This window comes from Dankookia rubra, from assembly GCF_004355005.1.
Classification (GTDB): Bacteria; Pseudomonadota; Alphaproteobacteria; order Acetobacterales; family Acetobacteraceae; genus Paracraurococcus; species Paracraurococcus ruber_A.
In genome coordinates this window covers 44,131-67,368 of the sequence record NZ_SMSJ01000007.1, presented here as the reverse complement: position 1 = coordinate 67,368, position 23,238 = coordinate 44,131, and the positions used below count along the sequence as shown (strand labels likewise).

The 23,238-nt window shown below is 70.4% G+C and carries 21 protein-coding genes; 5 read left to right on the top strand and 16 right to left on the bottom strand.

The window, feature by feature from the left end:
* Nucleotides 1-3: 3 nt before the first annotated feature.
* On the bottom strand, nucleotides 4-765 hold the full coding sequence (locus tag E2C06_RS08460; RefSeq protein ID WP_133288163.1) for a hypothetical protein: 762 nt from the start codon (nucleotides 763-765) through the stop codon (nucleotides 4-6).
* Nucleotides 766-842: 77 nt separating this feature from the next.
* Here E2C06_RS08460 and E2C06_RS08455 point away from each other — a divergent pair, with 77 nt between their 5' ends.
* Nucleotides 843-1,820: a Bug family tripartite tricarboxylate transporter substrate binding protein gene (locus E2C06_RS08455; protein WP_133288162.1), complete on the top strand. Its 978-nt coding sequence runs from the start codon at nucleotides 843-845 to the stop codon at nucleotides 1,818-1,820.
* A 29-nt stretch (nucleotides 1,821-1,849) separates the two neighbouring features.
* Here E2C06_RS08455 and tcuA read toward each other — a convergent pair whose 3' ends face one another.
* Complete coding sequence (gene tcuA / locus E2C06_RS08450) at nucleotides 1,850-3,370, bottom strand: FAD-dependent tricarballylate dehydrogenase TcuA (protein WP_133288161.1); 1,521 nt, start codon at nucleotides 3,368-3,370, stop codon at nucleotides 1,850-1,852.
* A gap of 180 nt (nucleotides 3,371-3,550) precedes the next feature.
* Between tcuA and E2C06_RS08445 the strand changes: the two genes are divergently transcribed.
* Nucleotides 3,551-4,414 (top strand): HpcH/HpaI aldolase/citrate lyase family protein, encoded by an 864-nt coding sequence (locus E2C06_RS08445; RefSeq protein ID WP_133288160.1) that lies wholly within the window; start codon nucleotides 3,551-3,553, stop codon nucleotides 4,412-4,414.
* A 13-nt stretch (nucleotides 4,415-4,427) separates the two neighbouring features.
* Here E2C06_RS08445 and E2C06_RS38470 read toward each other — a convergent pair whose 3' ends face one another.
* From E2C06_RS38470 to ypfJ, 3 genes are all read right to left on the bottom strand, one after another.
* Nucleotides 4,428-5,552, bottom strand: coding sequence for a general stress protein (locus tag E2C06_RS38470; RefSeq protein ID WP_193560436.1), 1,125 nt, complete (start codon nucleotides 5,550-5,552; stop codon nucleotides 4,428-4,430).
* A gap of 23 nt (nucleotides 5,553-5,575) precedes the next feature.
* Nucleotides 5,576-6,010, bottom strand: a complete 435-nt coding sequence (locus E2C06_RS08435) for a hypothetical protein (protein WP_206664476.1) — start codon at nucleotides 6,008-6,010, stop codon at nucleotides 5,576-5,578.
* 80 nt (nucleotides 6,011-6,090) lie between these two features.
* Nucleotides 6,091-6,972, bottom strand: coding sequence for a KPN_02809 family neutral zinc metallopeptidase (ypfJ, locus tag E2C06_RS08430; RefSeq protein WP_133288159.1), 882 nt, complete (start codon nucleotides 6,970-6,972; stop codon nucleotides 6,091-6,093).
* A 172-nt stretch (nucleotides 6,973-7,144) separates the two neighbouring features.
* Between ypfJ and E2C06_RS08425 the strand changes: the two genes are divergently transcribed.
* Nucleotides 7,145-8,350 carry a cupin domain-containing protein gene (locus E2C06_RS08425; protein WP_133288158.1) on the top strand — a complete coding sequence of 402 codons (1,206 nt, stop codon included), beginning with the start codon at nucleotides 7,145-7,147 and terminating at the stop codon, nucleotides 8,348-8,350.
* 15 nt (nucleotides 8,351-8,365) lie between these two features.
* On the opposite strand, the gene E2C06_RS08420 is transcribed toward E2C06_RS08425, so the two are convergent.
* Genes E2C06_RS08420 through E2C06_RS08395 form a run of 6 tightly spaced genes read right to left on the bottom strand, consistent with a single transcriptional unit; the run spans nucleotide 8,366 to nucleotide 14,801 of the window.
* Nucleotides 8,366-9,595 (bottom strand): CaiB/BaiF CoA transferase family protein, encoded by a 1,230-nt coding sequence (locus E2C06_RS08420; protein ID WP_241671175.1) that lies wholly within the window; start codon nucleotides 9,593-9,595, stop codon nucleotides 8,366-8,368.
* Between the two features lie 11 nt (nucleotides 9,596-9,606).
* Nucleotides 9,607-10,569: a Bug family tripartite tricarboxylate transporter substrate binding protein gene (locus tag E2C06_RS08415; RefSeq protein WP_133288156.1), complete on the bottom strand. Its 963-nt coding sequence runs from the start codon at nucleotides 10,567-10,569 to the stop codon at nucleotides 9,607-9,609.
* 12 nt (nucleotides 10,570-10,581) lie between these two features.
* Nucleotides 10,582-12,147, bottom strand: a complete 1,566-nt coding sequence (locus E2C06_RS08410; protein ID WP_241671174.1) for an ABC transporter substrate-binding protein — start codon at nucleotides 12,145-12,147, stop codon at nucleotides 10,582-10,584.
* Complete coding sequence (locus E2C06_RS08405; RefSeq protein WP_133288155.1) at nucleotides 12,144-12,989, bottom strand: fumarylacetoacetate hydrolase family protein; 846 nt, start codon at nucleotides 12,987-12,989, stop codon at nucleotides 12,144-12,146. The genes E2C06_RS08410 and E2C06_RS08405 overlap by 4 nt, the downstream gene beginning before the upstream one ends.
* Nucleotides 12,990-12,992: 3 nt before the next feature.
* On the bottom strand, nucleotides 12,993-13,895 hold the full coding sequence (locus tag E2C06_RS08400) for a TauD/TfdA dioxygenase family protein (RefSeq protein WP_133288154.1): 903 nt from the start codon (nucleotides 13,893-13,895) through the stop codon (nucleotides 12,993-12,995).
* Nucleotides 13,896-13,949: 54 nt separating this feature from the next.
* Complete coding sequence (locus E2C06_RS08395) at nucleotides 13,950-14,801, bottom strand: phytanoyl-CoA dioxygenase family protein (RefSeq protein WP_133288153.1); 852 nt, start codon at nucleotides 14,799-14,801, stop codon at nucleotides 13,950-13,952.
* Nucleotides 14,802-14,931: 130 nt separating this feature from the next.
* Between E2C06_RS08395 and E2C06_RS08390 the strand changes: the two genes are divergently transcribed.
* Nucleotides 14,932-15,426, top strand: a complete 495-nt coding sequence (locus E2C06_RS08390; protein WP_133288152.1) for a CinA family protein — start codon at nucleotides 14,932-14,934, stop codon at nucleotides 15,424-15,426.
* On the opposite strand, the gene E2C06_RS08385 is transcribed toward E2C06_RS08390, so the two are convergent.
* Together E2C06_RS08385 and E2C06_RS08380 are read right to left on the bottom strand one after the other, a co-directional pair.
* On the bottom strand, nucleotides 15,417-16,583 hold the full coding sequence (locus tag E2C06_RS08385) for an acyl-CoA dehydrogenase family protein (protein WP_133288151.1): 1,167 nt from the start codon (nucleotides 16,581-16,583) through the stop codon (nucleotides 15,417-15,419). The genes E2C06_RS08390 and E2C06_RS08385 overlap by 10 nt on opposite strands.
* A 192-nt stretch (nucleotides 16,584-16,775) precedes the next feature.
* Nucleotides 16,776-17,549, bottom strand: coding sequence for an SDR family oxidoreductase (locus E2C06_RS08380; RefSeq protein ID WP_133288150.1), 774 nt, complete (start codon nucleotides 17,547-17,549; stop codon nucleotides 16,776-16,778).
* A gap of 77 nt (nucleotides 17,550-17,626) precedes the next feature.
* Here E2C06_RS08380 and E2C06_RS08375 point away from each other — a divergent pair, with 77 nt between their 5' ends.
* The gene (locus tag E2C06_RS08375) at nucleotides 17,627-18,253 is read left to right on the top strand and encodes a DUF2459 domain-containing protein (protein ID WP_133288149.1); all 627 of its coding nucleotides are present in this window, start codon (nucleotides 17,627-17,629) and stop codon (nucleotides 18,251-18,253) included.
* Between the two features lie 6 nt (nucleotides 18,254-18,259).
* Here E2C06_RS08375 and E2C06_RS37460 read toward each other — a convergent pair whose 3' ends face one another.
* From E2C06_RS37460 to E2C06_RS08365, 3 genes are all read right to left on the bottom strand, one after another.
* Nucleotides 18,260-18,409, bottom strand: coding sequence for a hypothetical protein (locus tag E2C06_RS37460; RefSeq protein WP_165982277.1), 150 nt, complete (start codon nucleotides 18,407-18,409; stop codon nucleotides 18,260-18,262).
* Nucleotides 18,410-18,525: 116 nt separating this feature from the next.
* Nucleotides 18,526-20,064, bottom strand: coding sequence for a TolC family protein (locus tag E2C06_RS08370; protein ID WP_133288148.1), 1,539 nt, complete (start codon nucleotides 20,062-20,064; stop codon nucleotides 18,526-18,528).
* Nucleotides 20,061-23,207 carry an efflux RND transporter permease subunit gene (locus tag E2C06_RS08365; protein WP_133288147.1) on the bottom strand — a complete coding sequence of 1,049 codons (3,147 nt, stop codon included), beginning with the start codon at nucleotides 23,205-23,207 and terminating at the stop codon, nucleotides 20,061-20,063. The genes E2C06_RS08370 and E2C06_RS08365 overlap by 4 nt, the downstream gene beginning before the upstream one ends.
* Nucleotides 23,208-23,238 lie beyond the last annotated feature (31 nt).

Sequence of the window (23,238 nt, the reverse complement as noted above, 5' to 3'; positions counted from 1 at the left end):
CGGTTAGTCGCGCCCAGGGCCGACCGGTCCGATGAGCGGCGGCGGGGTCATGGCGGTGGCCAAGGGCGCGAGGAGCGGCGCCGCGCCAGGAGGCAGGCTCGGTGCCGGCGGCGGCAGGGCCAGGAGACGGCTCGGCGGGGTCGAGAGCGGCACGGTGGCCGCGACAGGTGGCAGTTCCAGCGTCGGCGGGAAAGCGGACACCCTCGGCAGCGGCGAGGCGATCGGCGGAAGCCGGACCGGCCTGGGCTCGGCCGGCGCAGCCTTGACCTGCGGATCGGCGCGGCGGTCGAGGCCCTCGCTGCCCAGCCCCGGCGCCTTCGCCGGCTGCAGCAGGATCATGGCGGACGCGGCGGGAGACTGCTGCGACAGAGTTGCCTGCGGCGGCGGCAGAGCCATGGGGCGGCGGTCGATGCCTTCGCTCAGCACCGGGGCCATTTCCGGTCGCAGCAGCACCATCTGCGGCGCAGCCGGGGGCACGGTGGCGACCGGCGCTGCCCCTGGCACAGGGATTCGGCCGGTGCAACGAAAGGCCAGTCGATAGTCGTCCCGCCCCATCTGCGTGCCAAGGATCTGGGTTTGCCGGCCCTGCCCCGCGCAATGCGCCGTGGCGTCATGCAGCCCGCGTTCGGTCGCCGCTGCCAGGCTCGGGCCGCTGACCGTCAGGTTCAGCAGGCCGTCCGCGCCCTCCACCACCCCGGTCGAGCGTGACCCGCAACTGCTGAGCGCCAGGGCGCCGACCATCATTCCAGCTGCCCAGCCGCGCATCTCCGCCGCCACCCTTTCAACACCGTGCTGCCCGGCTCTATAGCGCAAGCCGGACCGGAAAACGGGAGGAAGATCGAATGCATCGTCTCGGCCGCCGGGCGGCGCTGCTCGCCTCCCCCGCCCTGCTGCTCGGCCGCGGCGCCGGGGCCCAGGACGCTTGGCCCAGCCGCCCCGTCACTCTGATCGTACCCTGGGCGCCCGGTGGCTCGAACGACGTCGCCGCGCGGCTGCTGGCCCCGGCGCTGGAAGCCCGCTTCGGCCAGCCCTTCGTGGTGGAGAACCGGCCGGGCGGCGGCGGCAGCCTCGGCATGGGACAGGCGGTGCGGGCCAGGCCGGACGGGCAGACGCTGCTCGTCTCCTCTGCCTCCAACCACGTCTTCCACCCACTGATCGCACCGAGCCTCGGCTACGACGTGCAGGATGCGCTGGTGCCAGTCTGCATGCTGGTCGACGTGCCGAACGTCATCGCCGTCTCCAACGCCTTCGGCGTGACCACCCTGCAGGAACTGATCGGGAAGGCCCGCCGGACCAAGGGCGGCATCAGCTTCGGCTCCTCCGGCGTCGGCTCCTCCAACCACTTGGCGGGTGAGCTGCTGCGGATGCGGACCGGAATCGAGCTGACTCACGTGCCCTATCGCGGCGGCGGCCAGGCGATCGCCGACCTGATCTCGGACACCGTGCCGATGGTGGTGCTGAACCTGCCGACCGTCTTCGGCCCCGCCTCGGCCGGGCAGGTGCGGATCATCGCCGTCGGCTCGGCGGAGCGCGTCCGCAGCCGGCCGGAGATTCCGACTGTGCAGGAACAGGGCGTGCCGGACTACGCCGTGCGGTCCTGGACCGGGCTCTTCGCGCCGAAGGGGACCCCGGCCGTGGTGATAGAAAAGCTCGCGCCGGCGCTGCGCGAGATCATGGAGGTGCCGGGGACGCGGCAGCGACTGGCCGACATGGGAAGCGAGCCGATCTGGATGGACCCGGCCGAGACCGCGCGCTTCGTCCGCGCTGAATACGACCGCTGGGCCCCGGTGGTGAAGGCCGCCAACATCAAGCCCGAATAGGGGGCGCGCAGCGCGCGCGCCCGCCAGCTTCAGGCCGGGACGGGCGCCGCCAGGCCGCCGGCATTGGCCTTTTGGTCGGCCACCGCAGTGGCGCCGGCCAGCTTGCCGAAAACCGAGCCGTTGATGAGACCAGACCCGCCGGGATAGTTGAAGTAGAAGACGCCGCCAACCAGCTCGCCGGCCGCATAAAGGCCGGTGATCGGCTGCTGGTCGGCATCCAGCACCCGCGCCTCGGTGTCGATCCGCAGGCCACCGAAGGTGAAGGTGATGCCGCAGCCGACCTGGTAGGCCTCGAAGGGGCCTTCATCGATGGTGTTGGCCCAGTTGGACTTGTTCACCGCCAGGCCTTCGGTGCAGCGGCCGTCCTTGATGTTCGGGTTGAACGGCACGTCCTGCTTCACCGCGGCGTTGTAGGCGCGGATCTCTTCCAGGAAGGCCTTGCCGTCGACGCCTTCCAGCTTGCCCGCCAGCTCCTCCAGCGTGTCGGCCCGCACCTTGGTCACCTGCTTGATGCGGTACTCGTCGCGCAGCTGCTTGGCGACCTTCTGGTCGAAGACCTGCCAGGCGAAGTTGCCGGGCTGCTCCAGCACCACGCGGCCGTACTTGGCATAGGTGTAGTTGCGGAAGTCGGCACCCTCATCCAAGAAGCGGCGGCCATTCGCGTTGATCAGGACCGACCACGGGTAGCTGTGCTTCTGGAAGGCGTCGCCGACCGCGAGGTCGCCGTATTCCGGCGCGTTGAAATCCCACTGCACCGCGTGGCAGCCGGAGTAGTTGCCGAAAGGCGAAGCGCCGATGTCGAGCGCCATCTTGATGCCGTCGCCGGTGTTGAAGCGGGTGCCGCGCACCTTGGCCAGTTCCCAGCCCGGACCGAGGTAGCGGGTGCGCATCTCGGCATCGCCCTGAAAGCCGCCGGCCGCCAGGATGACGCTCGGCGCCTTGATGTCGTAGATGCGGCCGGGCGACTTCACCTGCACGCCCTCGACCTTGAATCCGTCATAGAGGATCCTCTGCGCCCGCGTGGCGTAGCGGATCTCGACGCCGCGCTTCTTCGCCGCTTCCGTTTCCGCCTGCACCAGGCCGGGGCCGCCGCCCCAGGCGGCGACGGTCAGGCCGCCCCAGAACTTGAACCTGCCGTCGATCTTGAAGGCCTGTTGGCCCCAGATCGGCACGAAGCGCACGCCCTTGCCGCGCAGCCACTTCATCGTCTCGAAGCTGCGGCGAACCAGGATCTCGCAGAGATCCGGGTCGGTGCGGTTGCGGGTAACGCGGAACATGTCGTCGAAGAACTGGTCTTCGGTATAGGTGCCGAAATCAGTGATGGCGATCTCGGCCTCCGTGAGGTCCGGCATGATCTCCTTCAGGTCGTCCACGCCGCGATAGGCAAAGCGGATATTGCCCGCGGTAAAGCGGGTATTGCCGCCGCATTCCTCCTCCGGCGCGCGTTCCAGCACGACCACCCGGGCGCCCTGCTCCTGGGCCGAGAGCGCGGCGCAGAAGGCGGCATTGCCGCCGCCGACAACGATGACGTCGAATTCCTCGGTGGCCATGCCGTTGATCCCTCTTGGCGCCTCTCTCGACAGGCATGTCTACAGCGCCCGCCGGCCAAGTCCAGACCGCCCCTCGGTCGGCAAGGCGCGGGTATTCGATCCTCAGGCTCTTGAAAGATTGGGCAATTGCCACCTGCCCTGCCGCTTCGCGGCGCTGCCCGGCCGCGCTAGCCTCGTCCGATGCGCAAGCTCCCGACCTGGCGGTCCCTCCTCTATGTTCCGGCCACCCGCGAAAGCTTCGTGGCGAAGGCCCATACCCGCGGCGCCGACGCGATCATCCTCGACCTTGAGGACGCGGTCGCCCCGTCCGAGAAGCCGGCAGCGCGCGCTGCGCTGGCCAAGGCGGTGCCGATGGTCCGGCAATCGGGCGCCGAGGTCTGCGTCCGAATCAACCGGCCGCTGCGCATGGCACTGCCCGACATCGATGCCGCGGTCGGCGCCGGCGCCGAGGTCCTGGTGCTGACCAAGCTGATGGGCCCCGACCATGTCCGACTGCTCGCGGAGCTCACCGCGGAAGCCGAAACCGCCCATGGCGTCCGGGTCGGCCGCACCCGCTTCATCGGCCTGGTCGAGACCGCGGCGGCGCTGACGGTGATGGAGGCAATTGCCCGGGCGGATGAGCGGCTGGTCGCGCTCGGCGCAGGTGGCGAGGACTTGGCGACCGACCTCGGCATGGAGCCGACGCCGGATGCGCTTTATGTCCCGAAAATGCTGGCGGTGGTGGCGGCGCGGGCGGCCGGCGTGCTGCCCCTCGGCTTCGTTGGCACGGTGGCCGGCATCTCCGACCTGGATGGCTACCGCGCCATGCTGCAGCGGTCGCGCGCGCTCGGCTTCGCCTGTGCCAGCTGCGTGCACCCTGCGCAGGTGCCGGTCGTCAACGAGGAATACGGTACCCGGCCGGAGGATCTCGATCGCGCGCGGCGCATGGTCGAGGCCTTCGAGGCAGCGCTCGCCCAAGGTCTCGGGGCGGTCAGCTTCGAGGGCGACATGATCGACGAACCGGTCGTGGAACGGGCGCGGCGATTGCTCGCACGCGCCCGGTAGCCACGGCCTAGTCTCAGCGGCGCGGGTTGCCCGTCACGCCGCCCGTCGCGGTGCCCGGCGTGGTATTGCCGGTCGCGCCCTTCGCCTCGTTCTCCGGATGTGCGCCGCTGACATTGGTGCCGGCGACCTCATCCACCCCGCGCGAGAGCTTGGTGCCTGGGGGGTTGCCCGGGGTGCCGTCCGGAGCGCTGCTGCCGAGGCCGCTGGTGCCCCGCGTCTCGTTCTGCGGCCGCGCCCCGCTCACGTTGGTCCCGAGGGCGTCGTCCGCTGCACGTGAGAGCTTGGTCCCCGGCGGGTTGCCCGGCGTGCCGTCCGGCGCGCTGGTCGAGCGCGTGGTGCTGCCGAGACTGCCGCCCGTCGCGGTATGCGACTCATTCTCCGGCCGCGCGCCGCTCATGTTGGTGCCCAGCACGTCGTCGGCGCCGCGCGAGAGCATGGTGCCCGGCGGGTTGCCCGGAGTGCCGTCGGGCGCGCCGCCGACCAGGGATGCGTCGGTGCGGGTGCCCGTCCCCGTCCGGGTACCCATCTGCGCCGCCGCCGTGGTGGTGCCGACGCCGGCCGCAGTGCCAAGCCCGCTGCTCGGATCGGCCGCCCCGTCGTAGCCGGTCCAGCCGCCGGCGCGATAGTCCGCACCCCGCGTCTCCGCGGTGGCGGCATTGTGCCGCTGCATGATGGACTCGACCTCGGCCGACCGGCTCTCGTCGACGCGCACGGTCACCAGGTTGCCGCCGCGGCGGACGCCCTCGGCGTAGACATGGCTCTCCTCCTCGGAAAGGCCGGAGCCGGTGAGCGCGCCGAGCAGGCCACCCGCTGCCGCGCCGACGCCAGCGCCGGTGACGGCTGCGACCAGCCAGCCCGCGGCGACGATCGGGCCAAGCCCCGGGATGGCCAGCGCGCCGAGCCCGGCGAGCAGTCCGGCGCCGCCGCCGACCAAGGTACCGAGCGTGGCGCCGGTGCCGGCGCCGCTGCTGGTCTCCTCGGTGGTGTCGCCGGTCGTGGTCGTGGTGGTGCCGTCCTCGCCGCGGTTGGCGATCAGGCTAATGTCGTCACGCTGGAAGCCGGCAGCTTCCAGGTCGCGCACGGCGGACGAAGCGTCCGAATAGCTATCGAAAAGACGTGCGATGGTGCGGGTCGCCATGGGAATACTCCGTGTCTGTTGGTTCAGCGGCCGGCGTTCGGGACGACGTTGCCCTGGTAGTCGAGCGCGACGCTCACCTGCTGCGAGCCCTGCTGCGCCTTGCCGCGCCAGATGCCCTGATCGTCCTTCTGCAGGTCGGAAACATTGGTGAAGCCGGCGGCCTCGATACGGCTCTTCGCTTGGCCCTCGGTGAAGCTGTTGGCGCCGGCCGCAGGCGTCGTCGCAGTGCGCGTGCCGTCATCGACGCGGGCGGCGGCATTGCTGTCCGAACCGCGGTTCGGCGTCGTGGCACCGCTGCGGGTTTCCGGCACCACCGGCACGGCCACGCCGGGTCGGGTGCTGTCATTGGTGGCGGCACCGGGCACGGTGCGGTCCGGCGCCGTCGTCGAGGTCTGGGCATAGGCCGGCACAGCCGCAACGGCGCCGAGCAGCGCCAGGCGGAGGAACGTCTTGCGCATTGTTTTTTCCCGTGTGGTGGTCACGCAGGCTGGTCGCCTGCTTGCATCACCCCTAACGGGATACCATCGAAAGCGTTCCGTCACAGGCGGTCTGTGCCGAAAGTGTCACAGCGCTGGATGTCGCCGCTCTCAAGCCCGGTGCGGAACCAGCGCACCCGCTGGGCGGAGCTGCCGTGGGTGAAGCTCTCGGGCACCACATATCCCTGCGCGCGGCGCTGCAGCCGGTCGTCGCCCACCGCGGCAGCGGCACCGATCCCGGATTCGACATCGCCTGGCTCCAGGATCCGACGCATCTGCTCGGTCCGGTTCGCCCAGATGCCGGCGAAGCAATCGGCCTGCAGCTCGATGCGGACCTGCAGGGCATTCGATTCCGTCTCGCCCATGCCGCGCCGCTCCCGGTCGACCTTGCCGAGGATGCCGAGCTGGTTCTGCACGTGGTGGCCGACCTCATGCGCGATAACATAGGCGCGGGCGAATTCGCCGGGCGCGCCGAGCTTGCGCTCCATGTCGCGGAAGAAGGCGGTGTCGAGATAGACCTTGCGGTCGTTCGGGCAATAGAAGGGGCCGACCGCGGTCTGGGCGAAGCCGCATGCGCTCTGCGTGCCGCCACTGAAGAGCACCAGGTTGGGCGGCTCGTACTGACGATTGGCACGGCGGAAAATGTCGGACCAGGCATCCTCGGTCGTCGCCAGCACCTGGGAGACGAAGCGGCGCGCGCCGTCGTCCTGTCCCGCAGGTGGGGCGCTGCGGTTTTCCGTCACCTGACTCTGCGGCGGGGCTTCCTCGCCGCCGCCAAGGATGACGCGGGGATCGACGCCGAAGAACAGCGCCAGCAGCACCAACGCCACCGTCCCGAGCCCGCCGCCGGCGACTCCGATCGGAATGCCACCACGGCCGAAGCCACCGCCACCGCCGCGGCGGTCCTCGACATTCTCGCTTTCGCGTTCACCGTCCAGGCGCATGGCCCACCCCTCTTGCGTTGCGCAAGAAAAACGTCAAGGCGGGAACGAGGTTCCATCGATCGCAACCGGGATGCGGCGGCCCCGTTTGCCTGGCTGTGCCCCGCCAAAAAGCGGAAAAGCCTGTGCCGGGGGGCGCCGTGGCGGCTGATGCACTGCAGGAAGGGGTGTATTCATGCCATCATCCAACAGGCGTACCCTGCTCGGCGCCGCCGCCGTTGGCGCCAGCGGACTCGTTTCATTTGAGCACATCGCGGAGGCGGCGCAGGAAGCCGCCGCCAATGATCACGGCAAGCCGGGCGAGGGCGGCTTCGGCCGGCAGGCGGTGCAGTTGCCCGCGGGCGCCAAGGTCGCCTATCACGACCCGAAGGACGTGGCGGCGATGCCGGATTTCCGCTTCTCGCTTGACGGCAACGTGCCGAAGATCACCTCCGGCGGCTGGGCAAAGGAGGCGACGGTCCACCAGTTCCCCATCAGCAAGGGGATCGCCGGCGTCCACATGTTCCTCAATCCCGGCGCTTCGCGCGAGCTGCATTGGCACGCGATCGCGGCCGAATGGGCCTTCGTCATTTCCGGCCGTTGCCAGACCATGGTGTTGGAACCCTCGGGCGCCAGCGAGATCAACAACTACATGCCGGGCGACCTCTGGTACTTCCAGAAGGGGCATGGCCATTCGATCCAGACGATTGGCAACGAGCCCTGCCACTTCATCCTGTCCTTCGACAACGGCGCCTTCTCGGAACACGGCACCTTCAGCATCACCGATTGGATGGACGTGACGCCGAAGGACATGCTGGCCAAGGAATTCGGCGTGCCGCGCGACATCTTCGACGCCTTCCCGAAGGGCGAAACCTATATCCAGGCCGGGCCGGTGATCCCGGTCTCGGACGCGATGGACGCGCCATGGCCGCGTGAATCAACTCACAAGTTCCGCCTGCTGCAGGACCGCCGAGCTGTGCGCGACTTCGAGGGCGGCCAGTTCTACCTGGCGACCATTGAGGAGTTCCCGGCCTCGAAGACCATGTCCGGCGGGATCATGGTGATGAAGCCCGGCGAGATGCGGAAGCTGCACTGGAACGTCAATGCCAACGAATGGCACTACTACCTGAAGGGCAAGGGCCAGGTCGCGATGTTCGGCTCCGGCGGCCGCGGCAAGGTCGCCGAGTTCAGCCCGGGTGACGTCGCCTACATCCCGATGGGCTTCGGCCATGCCATCCGCAACACCGGGACCGAGGACCTCGAGATGGTCCAGACCTGGGACAACCCGCTCTTCGAGGAGATCGACCTCGACAGGTGGATCGCCGCCAGCCCGCGCTACCTGCTGCAGAACAACTTCGCCGGTGTTTCGCCGGACAACATCGGCAAGCTGAAGCAGGGCTGACGTGGCCCGCGCGGCTCAGGCATCGCCTGGGCCGCGCACCACACCCGACCTGCAGAGGCGTTCGTACTCCGCCTCGCCCAGCACCGGCGCCAGGATCTGCGCGTTGTGCTCGCCGATCTGTGGCGCCGGTCGGGCCAGGATGCCGGGCGTCGCCGACAGCCGCGGCACCATGCCATGCATCGGCAGCCAGCCGCCCGGCATTTCATCGTCCGGCACCTCGATCACCGCCTCGCGCTCGGCGACGTAGCGGTCGTGCTCCAGCATTTGGGCGTCCATGATGGGGCCGATGGTGACGCCCGCCTTGTCGAAATGCGCCAGCGTCTGCTCGAGTGTGAGCGCCGCGATATAACCGGCAATGATGGCGTCCAGCTCTTCGCCATGGCGGACGCGGTCGGCATTGGTGCGGAAGCGGGGGTCGGTGATCAGCTCCTCCCGCCCGATGCTCCGCAGCAGCTTCTCCGTCATCCCCTGCGTCGAGGCCGAAAGGCAGACCCAGCCGCCGTCGCTGGTGCGGTAGGCGTTGCGCGGCACGGCATTGGTGCTGCGGCTGCCGGTGCGTGGCTTGGGCTGGCGGGTCAACTGCCAGTTGGCGTGCTGCGGCTCCATCATCACGTGGATCGGGTCGAAGAGCGTCAGGTCGATCACCTGCCCCTGCCCCATGGCTTCCGCGTGACGCAGCGCGATCATCGCGGTCGCCGCGCCGTACAGCCCGGCATAGCCGTCCGCCATGTACATCGGCGGCAGCACCGGCTCGCGGTCGGCGAAGCCGTTCACCGCGGCGAAGCCGGAATAGCCCTCGACCAGGGTGCCGAAGCCGGGCTTGTGGCGGTAGGGCCCGTCCTGCCCCCAGCCGCTGACACGGACGATCACCAGCGCCGGGTTGATCGCCAGCAGCACCTCGGGCGAGAGGCCCATGACTTCGAGGATGCCGGGGCGGAAGCTCTCGACGAGCATCGCCGCGCCCGCGACCATCCGCTTCACCACGGCGATCGCTTCCGGGTTCCGCAGGTCGAGGCAGACCGAGAGCTTGTTGCGTGACAGCGTCTTCCAGGTGGTGGAGATGCCATTGATCCGCCAGGCGCGCAGCGTGTCGCCCTCGGGCGGCTCCACCTTCACCACCTCGGCGCCGTGGTCGGCCAGCACCTTGGTCAGCAGGTTGCCCGCGACCAGGCGCGAGAGGTCTACGACGCGGACACCCTGCAGGGCGCCGGTGGCGGCGGGGTCGAAATGGCGGCGGTGCGGCATGGTGGTCCCGTTCATTCGATCCGTATGTTCGCCGCCTCCGCCACCTTGCGCCAGCGGTCCATGTCGGCGCGCAGGACGGCGGCGAATTCATCGTAGGGGCCGGGCGACGGCACGGCCCCCTCGGCCTCGTAGATGCGGCGGAGCGAGGGCTCGGCCAGGGCCTCGGTGACCGCGGCATGGATGGCGCGGCGCACCGGCGGCGGCAGGCTCTTCGGCGCCAGCAGGCCCCACCAGATATCCGCCTCGTAGTCCACGCCCTGCTCGCGCACGGTGCGCACCGCCGGCACCTCGGGCGGCAGCATCCCGCCCGGCGCAGCGGCGGCGATGACCCTGACGCGGCCCTCGCGGATCGCCGCATTGGCGCTGGCGACGGTGGTGATGACCAGCTGGATCGTCCCGGCGATCAGGTCGGTCACCGCCTGGGCGGTGCCCTTGTAGGGCACATGGGTCATGCGGATGCCGGCGGCCTGGCAGAAATACTCGCTGACCACATGGTTCAGCCCGCCGGTGCCGGAGGAGCCGTAATCCACCGCGCCCGGCCGCGCCTTCGCCCAGGCGACCAGCGACTGCACGTCGCGCGGCGGGAAGTCGGGGTTAGTCAGGAGGTAGTAGGGCGCGCGGGCCAGGATGGCGACGGCATCGAAGCTGCGTTCGGCGTCCCAGCTGGTCTTCTGCAGCACCGCCGAGGTGGCGAAGGAGGAGGAGGTGACCATCAGCGTATGGCCGTCCGCCGGTGCCTGCGCCACCGCCGTCGCGCCGATCGAGCCGCTGGCACCGCCGCGGTTCTCGACGACGAAGGGCTGGCCGAAGCGGGATTGCAGGCGCTCGGCGAGCGGCCGGGCCATGACGTCGTTGGAGCCGCCCGGCGGGAAGGGCACGACGACGCGCACCGGTCGCGTCGGCCAGACCGCTTGCGCGCGGGCGATGGTGGGTGCAGCGAACGTGGCGCCAAGCAGCAGGCGGCGGGCGATCATCGCGGTGCTTCCCTATTCGGCCGGCCGGATGTCCTGCGGCCGGCTGCGCTCGTCGGCGCGGCCGTCATGCCGCAGGCCCCGGCGCATGGCCCAGACATTGACCTGGAAATGGGTGGTGAGGATCGCGGCGTCGTCCACCATGGCGACGCGCGTCGCCTCCTGCAGCATCCGCTCCCGCGCCCCGGGATCGAGGATGTTCATGGCCGCCAGCACCCGCTTGTCGAATTCCGGGTTGGAATAGCGGCTGCGGTTGACCGCGCCCATCCCGCTCGCCGGATCCCAGGTGCCGAGGGCGGCGCGCAGCCCGGCGGACGGCTCGCCGGAGGAAGAGCCCCAGGAGACCAGGAAGGCGGAGAATTCCTGCCGGCTGGCGCGCGAGATGAAGGACGCATAGGGCGCCGCCTCCACCGCCGTGCGCACGCCGGCGCGGCTCCACATCTGCGCGACCGCCTGCAGGATGCGCGCATCGTTGAGGTACCGGTCGTTCGAGCCGTGCAGGGTCAGGCGGAACCCCTGGGGATAACCGGCTTCGGCCAGCAGGCGGCGCGCGGCCTCGGTGTCGATCTCCGGCACCGGGATCGTCGGATCGTAGCCATAAGCGCCGGGCGGCATGAACTGGCCGGTCGGCACCGCGACACCCTCCATCACCCGCTCAACGATCGCCCGGCGGTCGAGGGCGAGCGACAGCGCCCGGCGTACCCGTACATCCTTCAGCGGGTTGCGCGGCAGGGGCTTGCCGTCGTTGTCGGTGACAAAGGGCGTCGGCCCGTCCCGCAGGTGATCGAAGGCGAGGTAGAGGTGCCGGAGGCTCGGCTTGTCCGAGACGGCGAGGCGCTGGTCGCGGCGCAGCCGGGCGATGTCGCTGGTCGGCACCTGGTCGATGAACTCGACGTCGCCCGAGAGCAGCGCGGCGACCCGGGCGCTGTCGTTCAGGATGAGCCGGTAGGTCACGCGCTGCCAGGGCAACGCCCCGCCCCACCAGCCATCGTTGCGAGCCAGTTCCATCCGGTCGCCGCTGCGCCAGGACTGCAGCCGCCAGGGGCCGGTGCCGATGGCGAGCTCGCCGGAGTTGAAGCCCTCCGTCGTCGCATCGCGGTGGATGACGTGGTGCAGGACGGCGACCTGCGAGATGTCGTTCGGCAGCACCGGGGAGGCGCCGCCGGTGCGCAGGCGGAAGCGGCGGTCATCAAGGATCTCGACCGCCCGCACCTGGCGGGTGAAGACGGTGAAGGCGCCGGGGCTGTTGGCGACGCGCGGCACCCGGGCCAGCGTGAAGGCGACGTCCTCCGCGGTGAGCGGCGCGCCATTCTGGAAGCGGACGCCCTCGCGCAGGGTGAACTCCCAGCCATCGCCATCCGCGGCCGGCTCCCAGCGCTCGGCAAGGCCCGCCTGCAGCCGGGAGTCGCCGTCCTGCTGCAGCAGGGTGTCGAACAGCATCGAGGCGACAGTGTTGTTGGGCCCGATATTGTGGAAATGCGGGTCGATCGATGTGACGGGCGCGCCGACCGCCATGATCAGCGTCTGCGCCGCGGCCGGCAGGGCCAGCAGCGCGGCGAAAAGGCCGAGGCGGAGGCTCACGCCGGCTCCGCCACCACCGGGTTGCGCAGGATGCCGATGCCGCTGATCTCGACCTCGACCACGTCGCCGGGCTTGAGCCAGGGCGGCGGCTTGCGGGCATGGGCCACGCCCTCGGGCGTGCCGGTGGCGATGACGTCGCCGGGCGAGAGCGAGGTGAAGGCGGAAATGTACTCGATCAGCTCGGGGACCGAGAGGATCATGTCGCTGGTCCGGGTATGCTGCCGGCGTTCGCCGTTCACCCGGGTCTCCAGCGTCAGCGCCGCCGGGTCGGGGATCTCGTCGGCGGTGACCAGCCAGGGGCCGAGCGGGCCAGTGCTGGGGAAGTTCTTCCCCGCCGTGACCGAGTGCTTCTGGTAGTCGCGCAGGCTGCCGTCGTTGAAGATGGTATAGGCGGCGACGTGGTCGAGCACCTGCGCTGCCGGGATCCGGCGGCCCGGCCTGCCGATGACCACGGCCAGCTCGCCCTCGTAGTCGAAATGCGTGGAGTTGACGGGTCGCCAGAGCGGCGCGCCATGCGCGATGATGGTATCGGCGAGGCGGGCAAAGATCCGCGGGTTCTCCGGCACCTCCCGACCCGCGCTTTCGGCCACATGGGCGCGGTAGTTCAGGCCAACGCAGAGCACCTTCCGAAGCGGCGAGGGCACTGCGGGAAGCAGCGTGACATCGGCCAGGGCGAAGTCGGGCGCCGCGGCGGCATGCGCAACCAGGTCCGGCAGCGCACCCGCGGCAAGCGCGGCGGAGATATCCGCATGCGGCGTGCGGCGGCCGAGATCGACGATGCCATCCGGCGTGACGATGCCGAAGGACGGGCCGGCTTGCGTGGCATAGCTGGCGATGCGCATCGGTCAGGCCGCCCGCAGCCACTGGTGACGAAAGCCCGGATCAAAGACGCTCTCCGCCATCACCTGGCAACGCAGCATCAGCCGTTCCTCCTGCGGGCCGTAATCCGGGATGGCGTTGTGCAGCGTGCCGAGATGATCCCAGATCAGCACGTCGCCGACCGTCCAGCTATGTGCGTACTGGTACTTCGCCTGAAGCTGGTGGGCGAAGAGGAAGTCCAGCATCTCCCGGCTCTCCGCCTCGGGCAGTTCCAGGATGCGCTCGGCATAGCCGGGATTGCAGTAGAGCACGGTGCGGCCGGTGATCGGATGGGTCATGAAGACGGGGTGCACCGCCGGCGGGCGCTTGGCGCGCTGTTCCGGCGTCAGCGGCGCGCGGGCGCTGCCGGGGCGGGTCCGCATGTTCTCCCAGAAGACGTTGAAGTCGTGCCGCGCGGTCATGCCGGCGAGCCGCGCCTTGATCTCGGCGGGCAGGTCCTCATAGGCCGCGTGCATGTTGGCAAACAGCGTGTCGCCCAGGGACCTGCCGTCGCGCTCGGGCACCTTCACCGCGTAGAGCACGTTCACGAAGCCCTTGGTCGCGGTGTAGGACATGTCGGTGTGCCAGTCCTGCCCGGCATCGGCGATGCCGATCGGCTCGCCGTTCTCGACGACGTTGGAGAGGATGCCGACCTCCGGCACATCCCGGTGATGGAACTTCCCGGTCACCGAGCCCTGGATGCTGCCGAAGCGCCGCGAAAAGTCGCGGAGGTCGCGTGCCTCGATCCGCTGGCCCGGAATGCGCAGCACGCCGTGCTCGCCGAGCGCCCGCAGGACGACGGCGAAATCGGCATCCGCCAGGGGCCGGGTCAGGTCCAGCCCGTGCACGGTGGCGCCCAGCACGGCGCCGGTCGGTTCGATCGAGAGCATGGTTGTTTCCTCCGCGGGCGGGAGTCTGTCACCCCTGGCCGCCGCGTCAACGCCTCAGCCGGGCTGGATCGTCGCGCCGAGCTGCCCGTCCTTCGCCGCGCCGGCATAAAGGATGGCAAGCTGCCGATCCATGATCGCCTTGTGCCGCGCCAGGGCATGCGGGTGCAGGTCCGCCTCCGGCGCGGTCTCGTGCTCGAAATGGCCGAAGCTGTCATGGCCGCGTACCAACAGCGCGCTGTCCCGCGGGCCGCCCAACTGGCGGACATGGGTCGGGACGTAGCGCACCGCGAGGCCGATCCGTGGCCAGCCCGCGCGGTTCGGCTCCGAGCCATGCACGATCAGCACGTGGTGCAGGCTCATCTCGCCGGGTTGCAGGCTGATGTCGACCGCTTCCGCGTCGTTCACCTGCACCGCGACCTCCTGCCCGCGCGAGAGCAGGTTGTCCTGCGCGAAGGTATCGGTATGCGGGACCTTGGTCCGGTGCGTGCCCGGCACCACGCGCATGTTGCCGCTTTCCGGGATGCTGGGCGTGAAGGCGATCCAGGCGGTGACGACCTCGGGGCTCGACAGGCCCCAATAGGTGCCGTCCTGGTGCCACGACACGTAGGCCGGGTCGCGCGCGTCCTTCATGAAGAACTGGCTGCTCCAGCAGAGCAGGTTCGGCCCCAGCACGCTCTCGACCGCATCCAGCACCGCGGGGTGCCGCACCAGGTCGCAGATCCAGGGAAAGAGCAGATGCGGCTTCTGGTTCATCCGCCCGGTGAGCCTGCCGCCGAGCCTCGCTTCCGTCGCCCGCAGCCGGGCCAGCATCGCCTCCGCCTCGGGCGGCGCGAAGGCGCGGATCGGGAAGTGGTAGCCCAGCCGGCCGTAGTCGGCGACCGCGGCTGCGGAGAGGGAGGCGGGCATGCGTTATCCTCCGCGCCCCGTCCCGGGGCTTGCGGCGAAGGCGAGCATGCCGCGCCCGCAACTGTCAATCGCGCGGCTTGCCGCGGCCCGGGCTGCCGCCTAGCGTTCCCGCGAGACCGGAGGATCATCCATGGACACGCTCCTGCCCATCGCCGCCCGCGCCGGCGCCTTGCTGAAGGCGCGCGGGGAGACCATCGCGGTGGGGGAAAGCGCGACCGGTGGGCTCGTCTCGGCGGCGCTGCTCGCGGTGCCCGGCGCCAGCGCCTATTTCCTCGGTGGCGGCGTTGTCTATACGCGGGCCGCACGGACCACGCTGCTGGGCGTCCCGGTCGCGGCGCTCAAGGCGGCGGCGCCGGCCTCCGAGGAGATGGCCGCGCTGCTCGCGCAGGCGGCGCGCGAACGCCTCGGCGCCGCCTGGGGCCTGGGCGAGGCCGGTGCGGCGGGGCCGACCGGCAACAGCTACGGCCATGCCGCGGGGCATGGCGTCCTCGCGGTCGCCGGCCCGGTCAGCCGCTCCCTCACCATCGAGACCGGCAATACCGACCGCGTGGCGAACATGCGCGTCTTCGGCGCGCGGCTGCTGACGCTGCTGGTGCAGTGCCTCGAGGCCGCGCCTCAGAAGTAGCCGAGGCCCATGATGCCGTCGGGGCCCAGATCCTCGCCGGCCAGCTTCCGCCCGATCAGGTCGCGCAGGGTCTCCGAGGCACCGCCGCCGAGCGAGCCGTAGCGCGCCCCCCGGTACAACCGCGACACCGGATATTCGTCGGTGAAGCCGAAGCCGCCATGCAGCTGCACCGCCTCATTGGTCACGCGGATCGCCATCTCGTTGCAGAAAACCTTGGCGGTCGCCGCCAGGAAGGGGTCGGGGAACGGGTCGGCGGTCCAGCAGGCGCGGTAGAGCAGGCCGCGCGCCGCCTCGATATCCTTGTACATGTCGGCCAGCTTCCAGCGCACGCCCTGGAAATCGGCGATCGGCTTGCCGAAGACCGGCCGGTCCCGCACGTAGCGCGTGGTCTCGTCGAAGGCGCCCTCGGCCAGGCCGAGGCTGATCGACGGGTTGAGACAACGCTGGGTGTTGAAGGCGGTCAGCAGCCGCTTGAAGCCGTCCTCGCGCAGGACGAGGTTCTCGAGCGGCACTTCCATGTCGTTGAACTGCACCTCGTGCAGGTTCTCGCCGCCCATGGTGTGGTAGGTGCCGGTCACCGCCAGGCCCGGCGTGCCGCGCTCGACCAGCACGCAGCCGATGCCCTCGCGGCCCGGGCGGCCGTCGATGCGGGTGAAGACGACGAACATGCCGGCTTCCTCCGCCCGGCTGATCAGCGTCTTGCTGCCGTTGACGATGACGCGGTCGTGCTTCACCACCGCATTGGTTCGGTAGTTCGCCACGTCGGTGCCGGCATGCGGCTCGGTCATGCAGATCGACAGGATGCAGTCGCCGCTGACCACCGCGGGCAGGATGCGGGCGCGGATGCCCTCTGGCGCATACCTGGCGATGACGCGGGTCTGCACCCCCGCCTCGCCCAGCACCGCCATCGCCGTGGGGTAGCAAACCTTGGCGATCTCCTCGAGGACCAGCGCCGTCTCGAAGACCGGCAGGCCCAGGCCGCCATACTCCTCCGGCACCGTCATCCCGAGCACGCCGAGACCCGCGAGGTCGCGGATATTGTCCCAGGGGAAGGTGCCGTCCATCCAGCGCAGCGCCCGCTGGCGGAAGGTGGTCTGCGCCATTTCCCGCACCGGCGCGATCAGCGCGCGCTGCTCGTCGGTCAGCCTGAATTCCATCGGAGTCTTCCGCGTTGCAGTGGTCACCCGTGGGTCGCCGCAGGCCGGGGAGAAGGTATTCTCCCCGGACCCCTCATCTATTTTTCTGAGTCCGGCACTCGCCGCGCGGCGGCAGCCGCCTCCCAAAAAGGAAGGCTGGGATCTGGGGAGGGAATACTTTTTCCTCCCCAATCCTGCCTTCCGAACCAGCACTCAGCCCCGGAACTGCGCCCCGCCATCCACGTCGAGCGTCGCGCCCGACAGATACCCGCCGCGCGGGCTAGCGCAGAAGACCGCGAGATCGGCGATTTCCTCCGGCTTTCCCGCCCGGCCCAGAGGCAAACCGGCCAGCATCTCCTCCCAGCGGCTCTCGTCTCCGAACTTCGTCTTCGCGCGGCTCTTCGACAGGGTGATGATGCGGTCCGTCATGGTGGCCCCCGGCGCGATGCCGACCACGCGCACGTTGTGGTCCGGCGACTTGCCGCCGAGCGCCGCGGTGAAGGCGATGAGCGAGGCATTGCCCGCCGCGCCGCAGATGTAGTCCGCACGCGGCCCGCGCCCCGCCATGCCGATGATGTTGACGATGACGCCGTCCCGCTTCGCCTCCATCCCCGGCAAATAGAGCTGCGTCAGGTGGATGTAGCCGAAGACCTTCAGCGCCCAGGCCTGCTGCCAGCGGTCGAGGCTGATGTCGTGCACCGTGCCGCCCGGGATGGCGCCGGCATTGTTCACCAGCACGTCGATCTCGGGATGCGCCGCATGCAGCGCGGTGCGCGCCGCGCTCTCGCCGAGGTCGCCGGCGAAGACGGCGACATTCACGTTGTGCCGGCCGCGGAGGGCGGCGGCGGCCGTCTCCAGCGCCGCCGGGTCGCGCGAGGCGAGGATCACGTCGCAGCCCTCCGCCGCGAAGGCCTGGGCGCAGGCCAGGCCGATCCCCTTCGAGCCGCCGGTGACCAGCACGCGCTTGCCGCGGATGTCCATGTCCATGGTCGTGTTCCCCGCTTGCGGAGCCGCTTGGCGCATGCGAACCGCTTCGGCTCACCGCGCGGGCCCCGTCCTTCCGCATGACTATCGCCGCCGTCACCGGCCGTCGCAAGACCGTGGCCGCCGCCCTCGGCCTGCTCGCCGGCTGCGTCCGTCCTGCGCCGCCGACCTGCGCCGCGCGGCCGGAAGGCGCCATGGCCTGGGTGGTCGACCAGGGCTGGCATACCGAGATCGCGCTCGACGCCGCGACGCTGCCGGAGCCCCTCGCCGGCCTGCGCGCGCTGTTCCCCGGCGCCTGGACGCTCGCCTTCGGCTTCGGCAAGCGCAGCTATGTCCTGGCGGAGGCAGGGAATATTTCGGAACTGCTGCTGGGGCCCCTGCCCGGCCCCGGCGTCATCCAGGTGAAAGGCCTGCGCGTCGCGCCGCGTGAGGCCTGGCCCGGCCGCGTCACCGCCCTGCCCTTGAATGATGAAGGTCTGGCCGCGCTTGCCGGCTTTTTGTGGGAGAGCATCGCCCCGGAGGCCGCGGCGCAGTCGCTGCAGGGCAGCCTGTTCCTCGCGGCCAGCCGCGACTACACGCTCGGCTTCACGTGCAATACCTGGACAGCGGCGGCGCTGCGGCGCGCCGGCCTGCCGGTCGATCCCGCCGGAGTGGTGCTGGCCGACGCCGTGCTGGCGCAGCTCCGCCCGATCGGCTGTACGGCCTGAGGCGCCCTAGCGGCAGGGCGGGGCGTATCCGCCGGGGCAGACCACGGCGCTGCCCTGCGGCACCACGATCACCTGGCGCGGCTCCGGGCTGCTGAAGGTCGGGCTGCAGCCCGCCAGCAGGCCGAGGAGACTGGCAGCGAACGCGATCCTGGCCATGGGCAACCTTCCCTCAATGCGATTGGCTGCCGAGGGTGGGAAGGATCGGCGGTTGCCGCAACGGCGCGCGAGGCCGTCTCGCGCGCCGTTGATGCTGCGCACCGATCCGTGCGGGCTCACAGCCGCGGCGCGATGCCCGAGATGCCGGTTGCCTGTTCCAGTTGCGCCAATGCCAGCAGATAGGCGTAGCGCGCCTGGTTGGATTGGATGCGCGTGGCGTTCAGCGTGCGCAGCGCGTCCAGCACGTCGATCAGTGACCGGCCGCCGGCGAGGTAGGCCTGCTCGGTGCTGCGATAGGCCTCTTCCGCCCGGTTCAGCGCGCCGCCGGTGAACAGTGTCAGCAGTGCGCGCGCCTGTTCGTAGGTTGCCCAGGCGGCGGCGAAGTCGGCGCGCGCCTGCAGCAGGGTGGCGCGTGCCTGCGCCTCGGCCTGGCCGGCCTGGGCGCTGGCGACGCCGACATTTCCCTCGATGATCCGGCGGGTGAAGATCGGCACCGAGAGCTGGATGCCGAAGCTGTTCACCGCGTTCAGCTGGTCGGTCGAGTTCGGCAGGTCCTGCGACAGCCGCGACCGGGCCCAGCTGCCGTTCACAGTCACGTCGCGCGAGCGCCCGGCCTCGGCCAGCAGCCGGTTGGAATTGGCCGCGGCATATTGCCGCTGCGCCGCGACGACATCGGCTCGGCTCCCGATGCCCCGCGCCAACTCGTCGCGGCCGATGCCGAGTTGCGGCACCTCGTTGAACCGGCCGCGCAGGTCGAAGGCGACCGGGGATAGAATGGTCCGAACGCTGGTCGGCGCGCTGGCCGGGCCCGACGGCGCCGCGGCGCGCTGGCTGGGCGGCACCGCGCCGAGCGCCCCCGGCACCGCCGGCGTGATGCCGAGCGCGCCGATCTGCCCGGCCCCCGGCTGGAAGGCGGCCGGATCGGCCGAGAGCAGCGCCGCCACCGCGGCAACGCCGGCGGCATAGGCCTGCGCATTGGTCGTCACGTCCGGCTCGAATTGCAGCCGGCTGGCCTGGAAGCGCAGCAGGTCGCCTTCCGGGATGGCGCCGTCGCGCAGCTGGCGGCGCAGCAGCGTCTCGGTCCGGTCGAGACTCATCCGGTTGCCGAGCGCGACCTCGAGGTTGGCGCGGGCCAGCAGCGCGCCGAGGAAGGCTTGCCGCAGGGTAAAGAGCTGGGTGCGGACGGTGTCCAGCACCTGCGCCTCGGCCGCGCCGATCTGGTCCTCGGCGACGCGCGTGCGGAGCGTCCGCTTGCTGCCGCGCTCGACCAGCACCTGCAGCCCGGCGACGATGTTGTTGCTCGGGCTGAGGAAGCGGGCACCCTTGATGGCGCCGGCCTGGGTTTCGTTGAACTGGGCGAAGCTGTTGCCGACCGTCACCTGCGGCGGCGGCAGGGAGGCGGCGACGAGCCGGTTGGCCCGTGCCGCATCGACGCCGCGCCGCGCGGCGATCACCGCGAGGTTGCGGTCGATCAGCAGCTGCTCGGCCGCCGCCAGGCTCAGCGGTTCCGTCCCCTTGCCCAGCGGCAGGGGCAGGCTGCCCACGGCAGCGGGCGCCGGGGTCGCGGGTGCCGTCGGAGAGGTGGTCGCCGTCTGGGCCAGGGCCGGCGGTGCCAGCAGCGCGACGCCGAGCAGCAGGGCGGGCCGCAGCCTCATGCCCGCAGGCCCAACGCCCGCGCCGAGGCGTTTTCCTGCCGCAGGTGGCGCGGCTTGCCGAAGAGATCGATCATGACGGGGAAGACCACGAGGATGAAGAGCGGGACGAGCCCGATGCCGCCGACGACGACGAGGGCGAGCGGCTTCTGCACGTCGGCGCCGATCCCGGTGGCCAGCGCCATGGGCAGCAGGCCGGTGAAGCTGGCGAAGCAGGTCATGAAGACCGGCCGCATCCGGTCGGTGCCGGCCTGGTCCAGCGCGGTGCGCCAGGGCATGCCTTCCAGCCGCAGGTGGTTGAAGTGCGACAGCATGATGATGCCTTCCATCACCGTGATGCCGAACAATGCCAGGAATCCGATCGCCGCGGGGACCGAGAAGTTGAGCCCGGCCACGGCCAGCGCGGCGATGCCGCCGGTCAGCGACAGCGGAACGATGCCGAAGACCAGCAGCGTCTCCCGCAGCGTGTTGAACTGCACGTAGAGCAGCACGAGGATGAGGGCGAGCGCCGCCGGCACCACCACCATCAGCCGGCCCAACGCCTCCTGCAGGTTGCGGAACTCGCCGAGCCAGTCCAGCCGGTAGCCCGGCGGCAGCTCGACCCGCTGCGCCACCAGCGCCTGCGCCTCGGCCACCGTGCTGGCCGGGTCGCGGCCGCGGACCGAGAATCGGATCGGCACGTAGCGGCTGGCATCCTCGCGGTAGATGTAGGACACGCCGGAGACCAGCCGGATCTCCGCCACGTCGGCCAGCGTCGCCGCGCGGTTCCCGCCGACCGGCACCCGGCCGATCGCCTCCATGCTGTCGCGATAGGGCGCGGCGAGCCGGACGATCAGCGGGAAGTTGCGGTCGCCGCCGGGCTCGTAGAGCCGGCCCGCCTCGCTGCCGCCGATCGCCGCCTGCACGACCTCGTTGATGTCGCCGACCGAGAGGCCGAAGCGCGCGGCGCGCGCCCGGTCGATCTGCACCGCAACGGTCGGCTGGCCGAGCGAGCGGAAGACCGCGAGGTCGGCGACGCCCTCGACCTCCGTCATCACGCGGCGGATCTCCTCCGCCTTGTGGGCGATGATGTCGAGCTCCGGCCCATAGACCTTGATGGCATTGGCGCCCTTCACGCCCGAGGCCGCCTCCTGCACGTTGTCGCTGATTGCCTGGGCGTAGCTGAACTCGATGCCGACGAACTCCCGGCTCAACCGGGCCTGCATGGCATGCACCAGCCCATCGCGGTTCTTCGCCGTGGTCCATTCGTCCGGCGGCTTCAGCGGCAGGAAGAATTCGGCATTGAAGAAGCCGGCGCTGTCGGTGCCATCGTCCGGCCGGCCCTGCTGGCTGGTCGCGGTGATGACCTCGGGGAATTCCATCAGCACGCCGCGGATGCGGTTCACCGTGCCGTTGCCCTCCTCGAGGCTGATGGTCCCGGGCATGGTGGCGCGGACCCAGAGGTTGCCTTCCTCGAGCGTCGGCAGGAATTCGGCGCCGAGGGTCGAGAGCAGCAGCAGCGCCAGGCCGAAGAGCGCCGCCGCCAGGGCGACGCAGACCAGCCGTGCCCGCATCGCCAGGCCATAGAGCCGCCGATGCGCCCAGCGCAGCGCGCGGACCACGTGGGTGTCCTGCTCCCGGCTGTTCTCGCTCAGCATCGCCGCGGCGAGCGCCGGGGTGACCGTGAAGGTCGCCAGCAGCGCGCCGATGATCGCATAGGCGTAGGTCTTCGACATCGGGCCGAAGATCCGGCCCTCGATCCCGCCCAGGGTGAAGAGCGGGATGAAGGCGGCGATGATGATCAATGCCGAGAAGAAGATCGCCTTGTCGACCTCCCCCGCCGCCCGGAGGACGGTCAGCGACAAACCGGAAAGCTCCTTCGACCCGGCCGGCGGGATGTAGCGGTGCGCTGCCTGCCGCGCCAGGCCGAGATGGCGGTAGATGTTCTCCACCATGATGACGGTCGCATCGACCAGCAGGCCGAAGTCGAGCGCCCCGAGCGACAGCAGGTTGGCGCTCTCGCCCCGGCTGAGCATCAGCAGGATGGCGAAGAGGAAGGCGAAGGGGATGGTGGCCGCCACCACCAGCGCGCCGCGGAAGTCGCCGAGGAAGAGGTACTGGATGACCAGGATGAGGATCACGCCCTCGATGATGTTGTGCACCACCGTCCGGGTGGTGATCTTCACCAGGTCCTCGCGGTCATAGAGCGGGTGGATCTTCACGCCCGGCGGCAGAACCCCGCCGGCATTGATCCGCGCCACCTCGGCCTGCACGCCGCGGATGGTCGGCAGGGTCTGCTCACCGCGCCGCATCAGCACGGTGGCCAGCACCACGTCGTCGTCGTCCTCGTGCCCGGCGATGCCGAGCCGCGGGGTATTGCCGATCTCCACCGTGGCGAGGTCGGAGAGGAGCACCGGATTGCCGCCCTCGGCCGAGACCACCACGCCGCGGATGTCGTCGAGGTTGCGGATCAGCCCGATGCCCTGCACCACCGCCGCCTGCGGCCCGATCCGGATGGTGCCGGCGCCGACCGTCGCATTGCCGGCGCGCACCGCCTGGATCACCTGCGGCAGCGCCAGGCCATGGGCTGCCAGCCGCGGCAGGTCGATGACGATGTTGTAGCTCTTCGTCAGCCCGCCGAAGGAGGTGACGTCGATCACCCCCGGCACCCGCTTGAAGCGACGGTCGAGCACCCAGTCCTGCAGCGTCTTCAGGTCGGCCAGCGAATAGCCGGGCGGGCCGACCAGCCGGTAGCGCATGATCTCGCCGATCGGGCTGAGCGGTGAGATCTGCGGCTGCGCGCCCTCCGGCAGGCCGTCGAGCTGGCCGAGCCGGTTCAGCACCTGCTGCAGCGCCTGGTCGTAGGTATAGTTGAAGTTGAACTGCACCCGCACGTCCGAGAGGCCGAAGAGGCTGGTCGAGCGCACCGAGGTCAGGTTCGGCAGCCCGGCCATCGCGACCTCGACGGGGATGGTGACGTAGCGCTCGATCTCCTCGGCGGACTGGCCGGGGTTCTGGGTGATGATGACGACCTGCGGCGGCACCGGGTCCGGGTAGGCCTCGATGTTCAACTTGGTGAAGCCGACCAGGCCGATGACGATGAAGGTGAAGAACAGCAGGATCACCAGCGGCCGGCGCTGCAGGGAGAAGGCGACGATCTGGCGCATGGCTGGTGTCCCGGCAGGGGTCGGGGCGGCT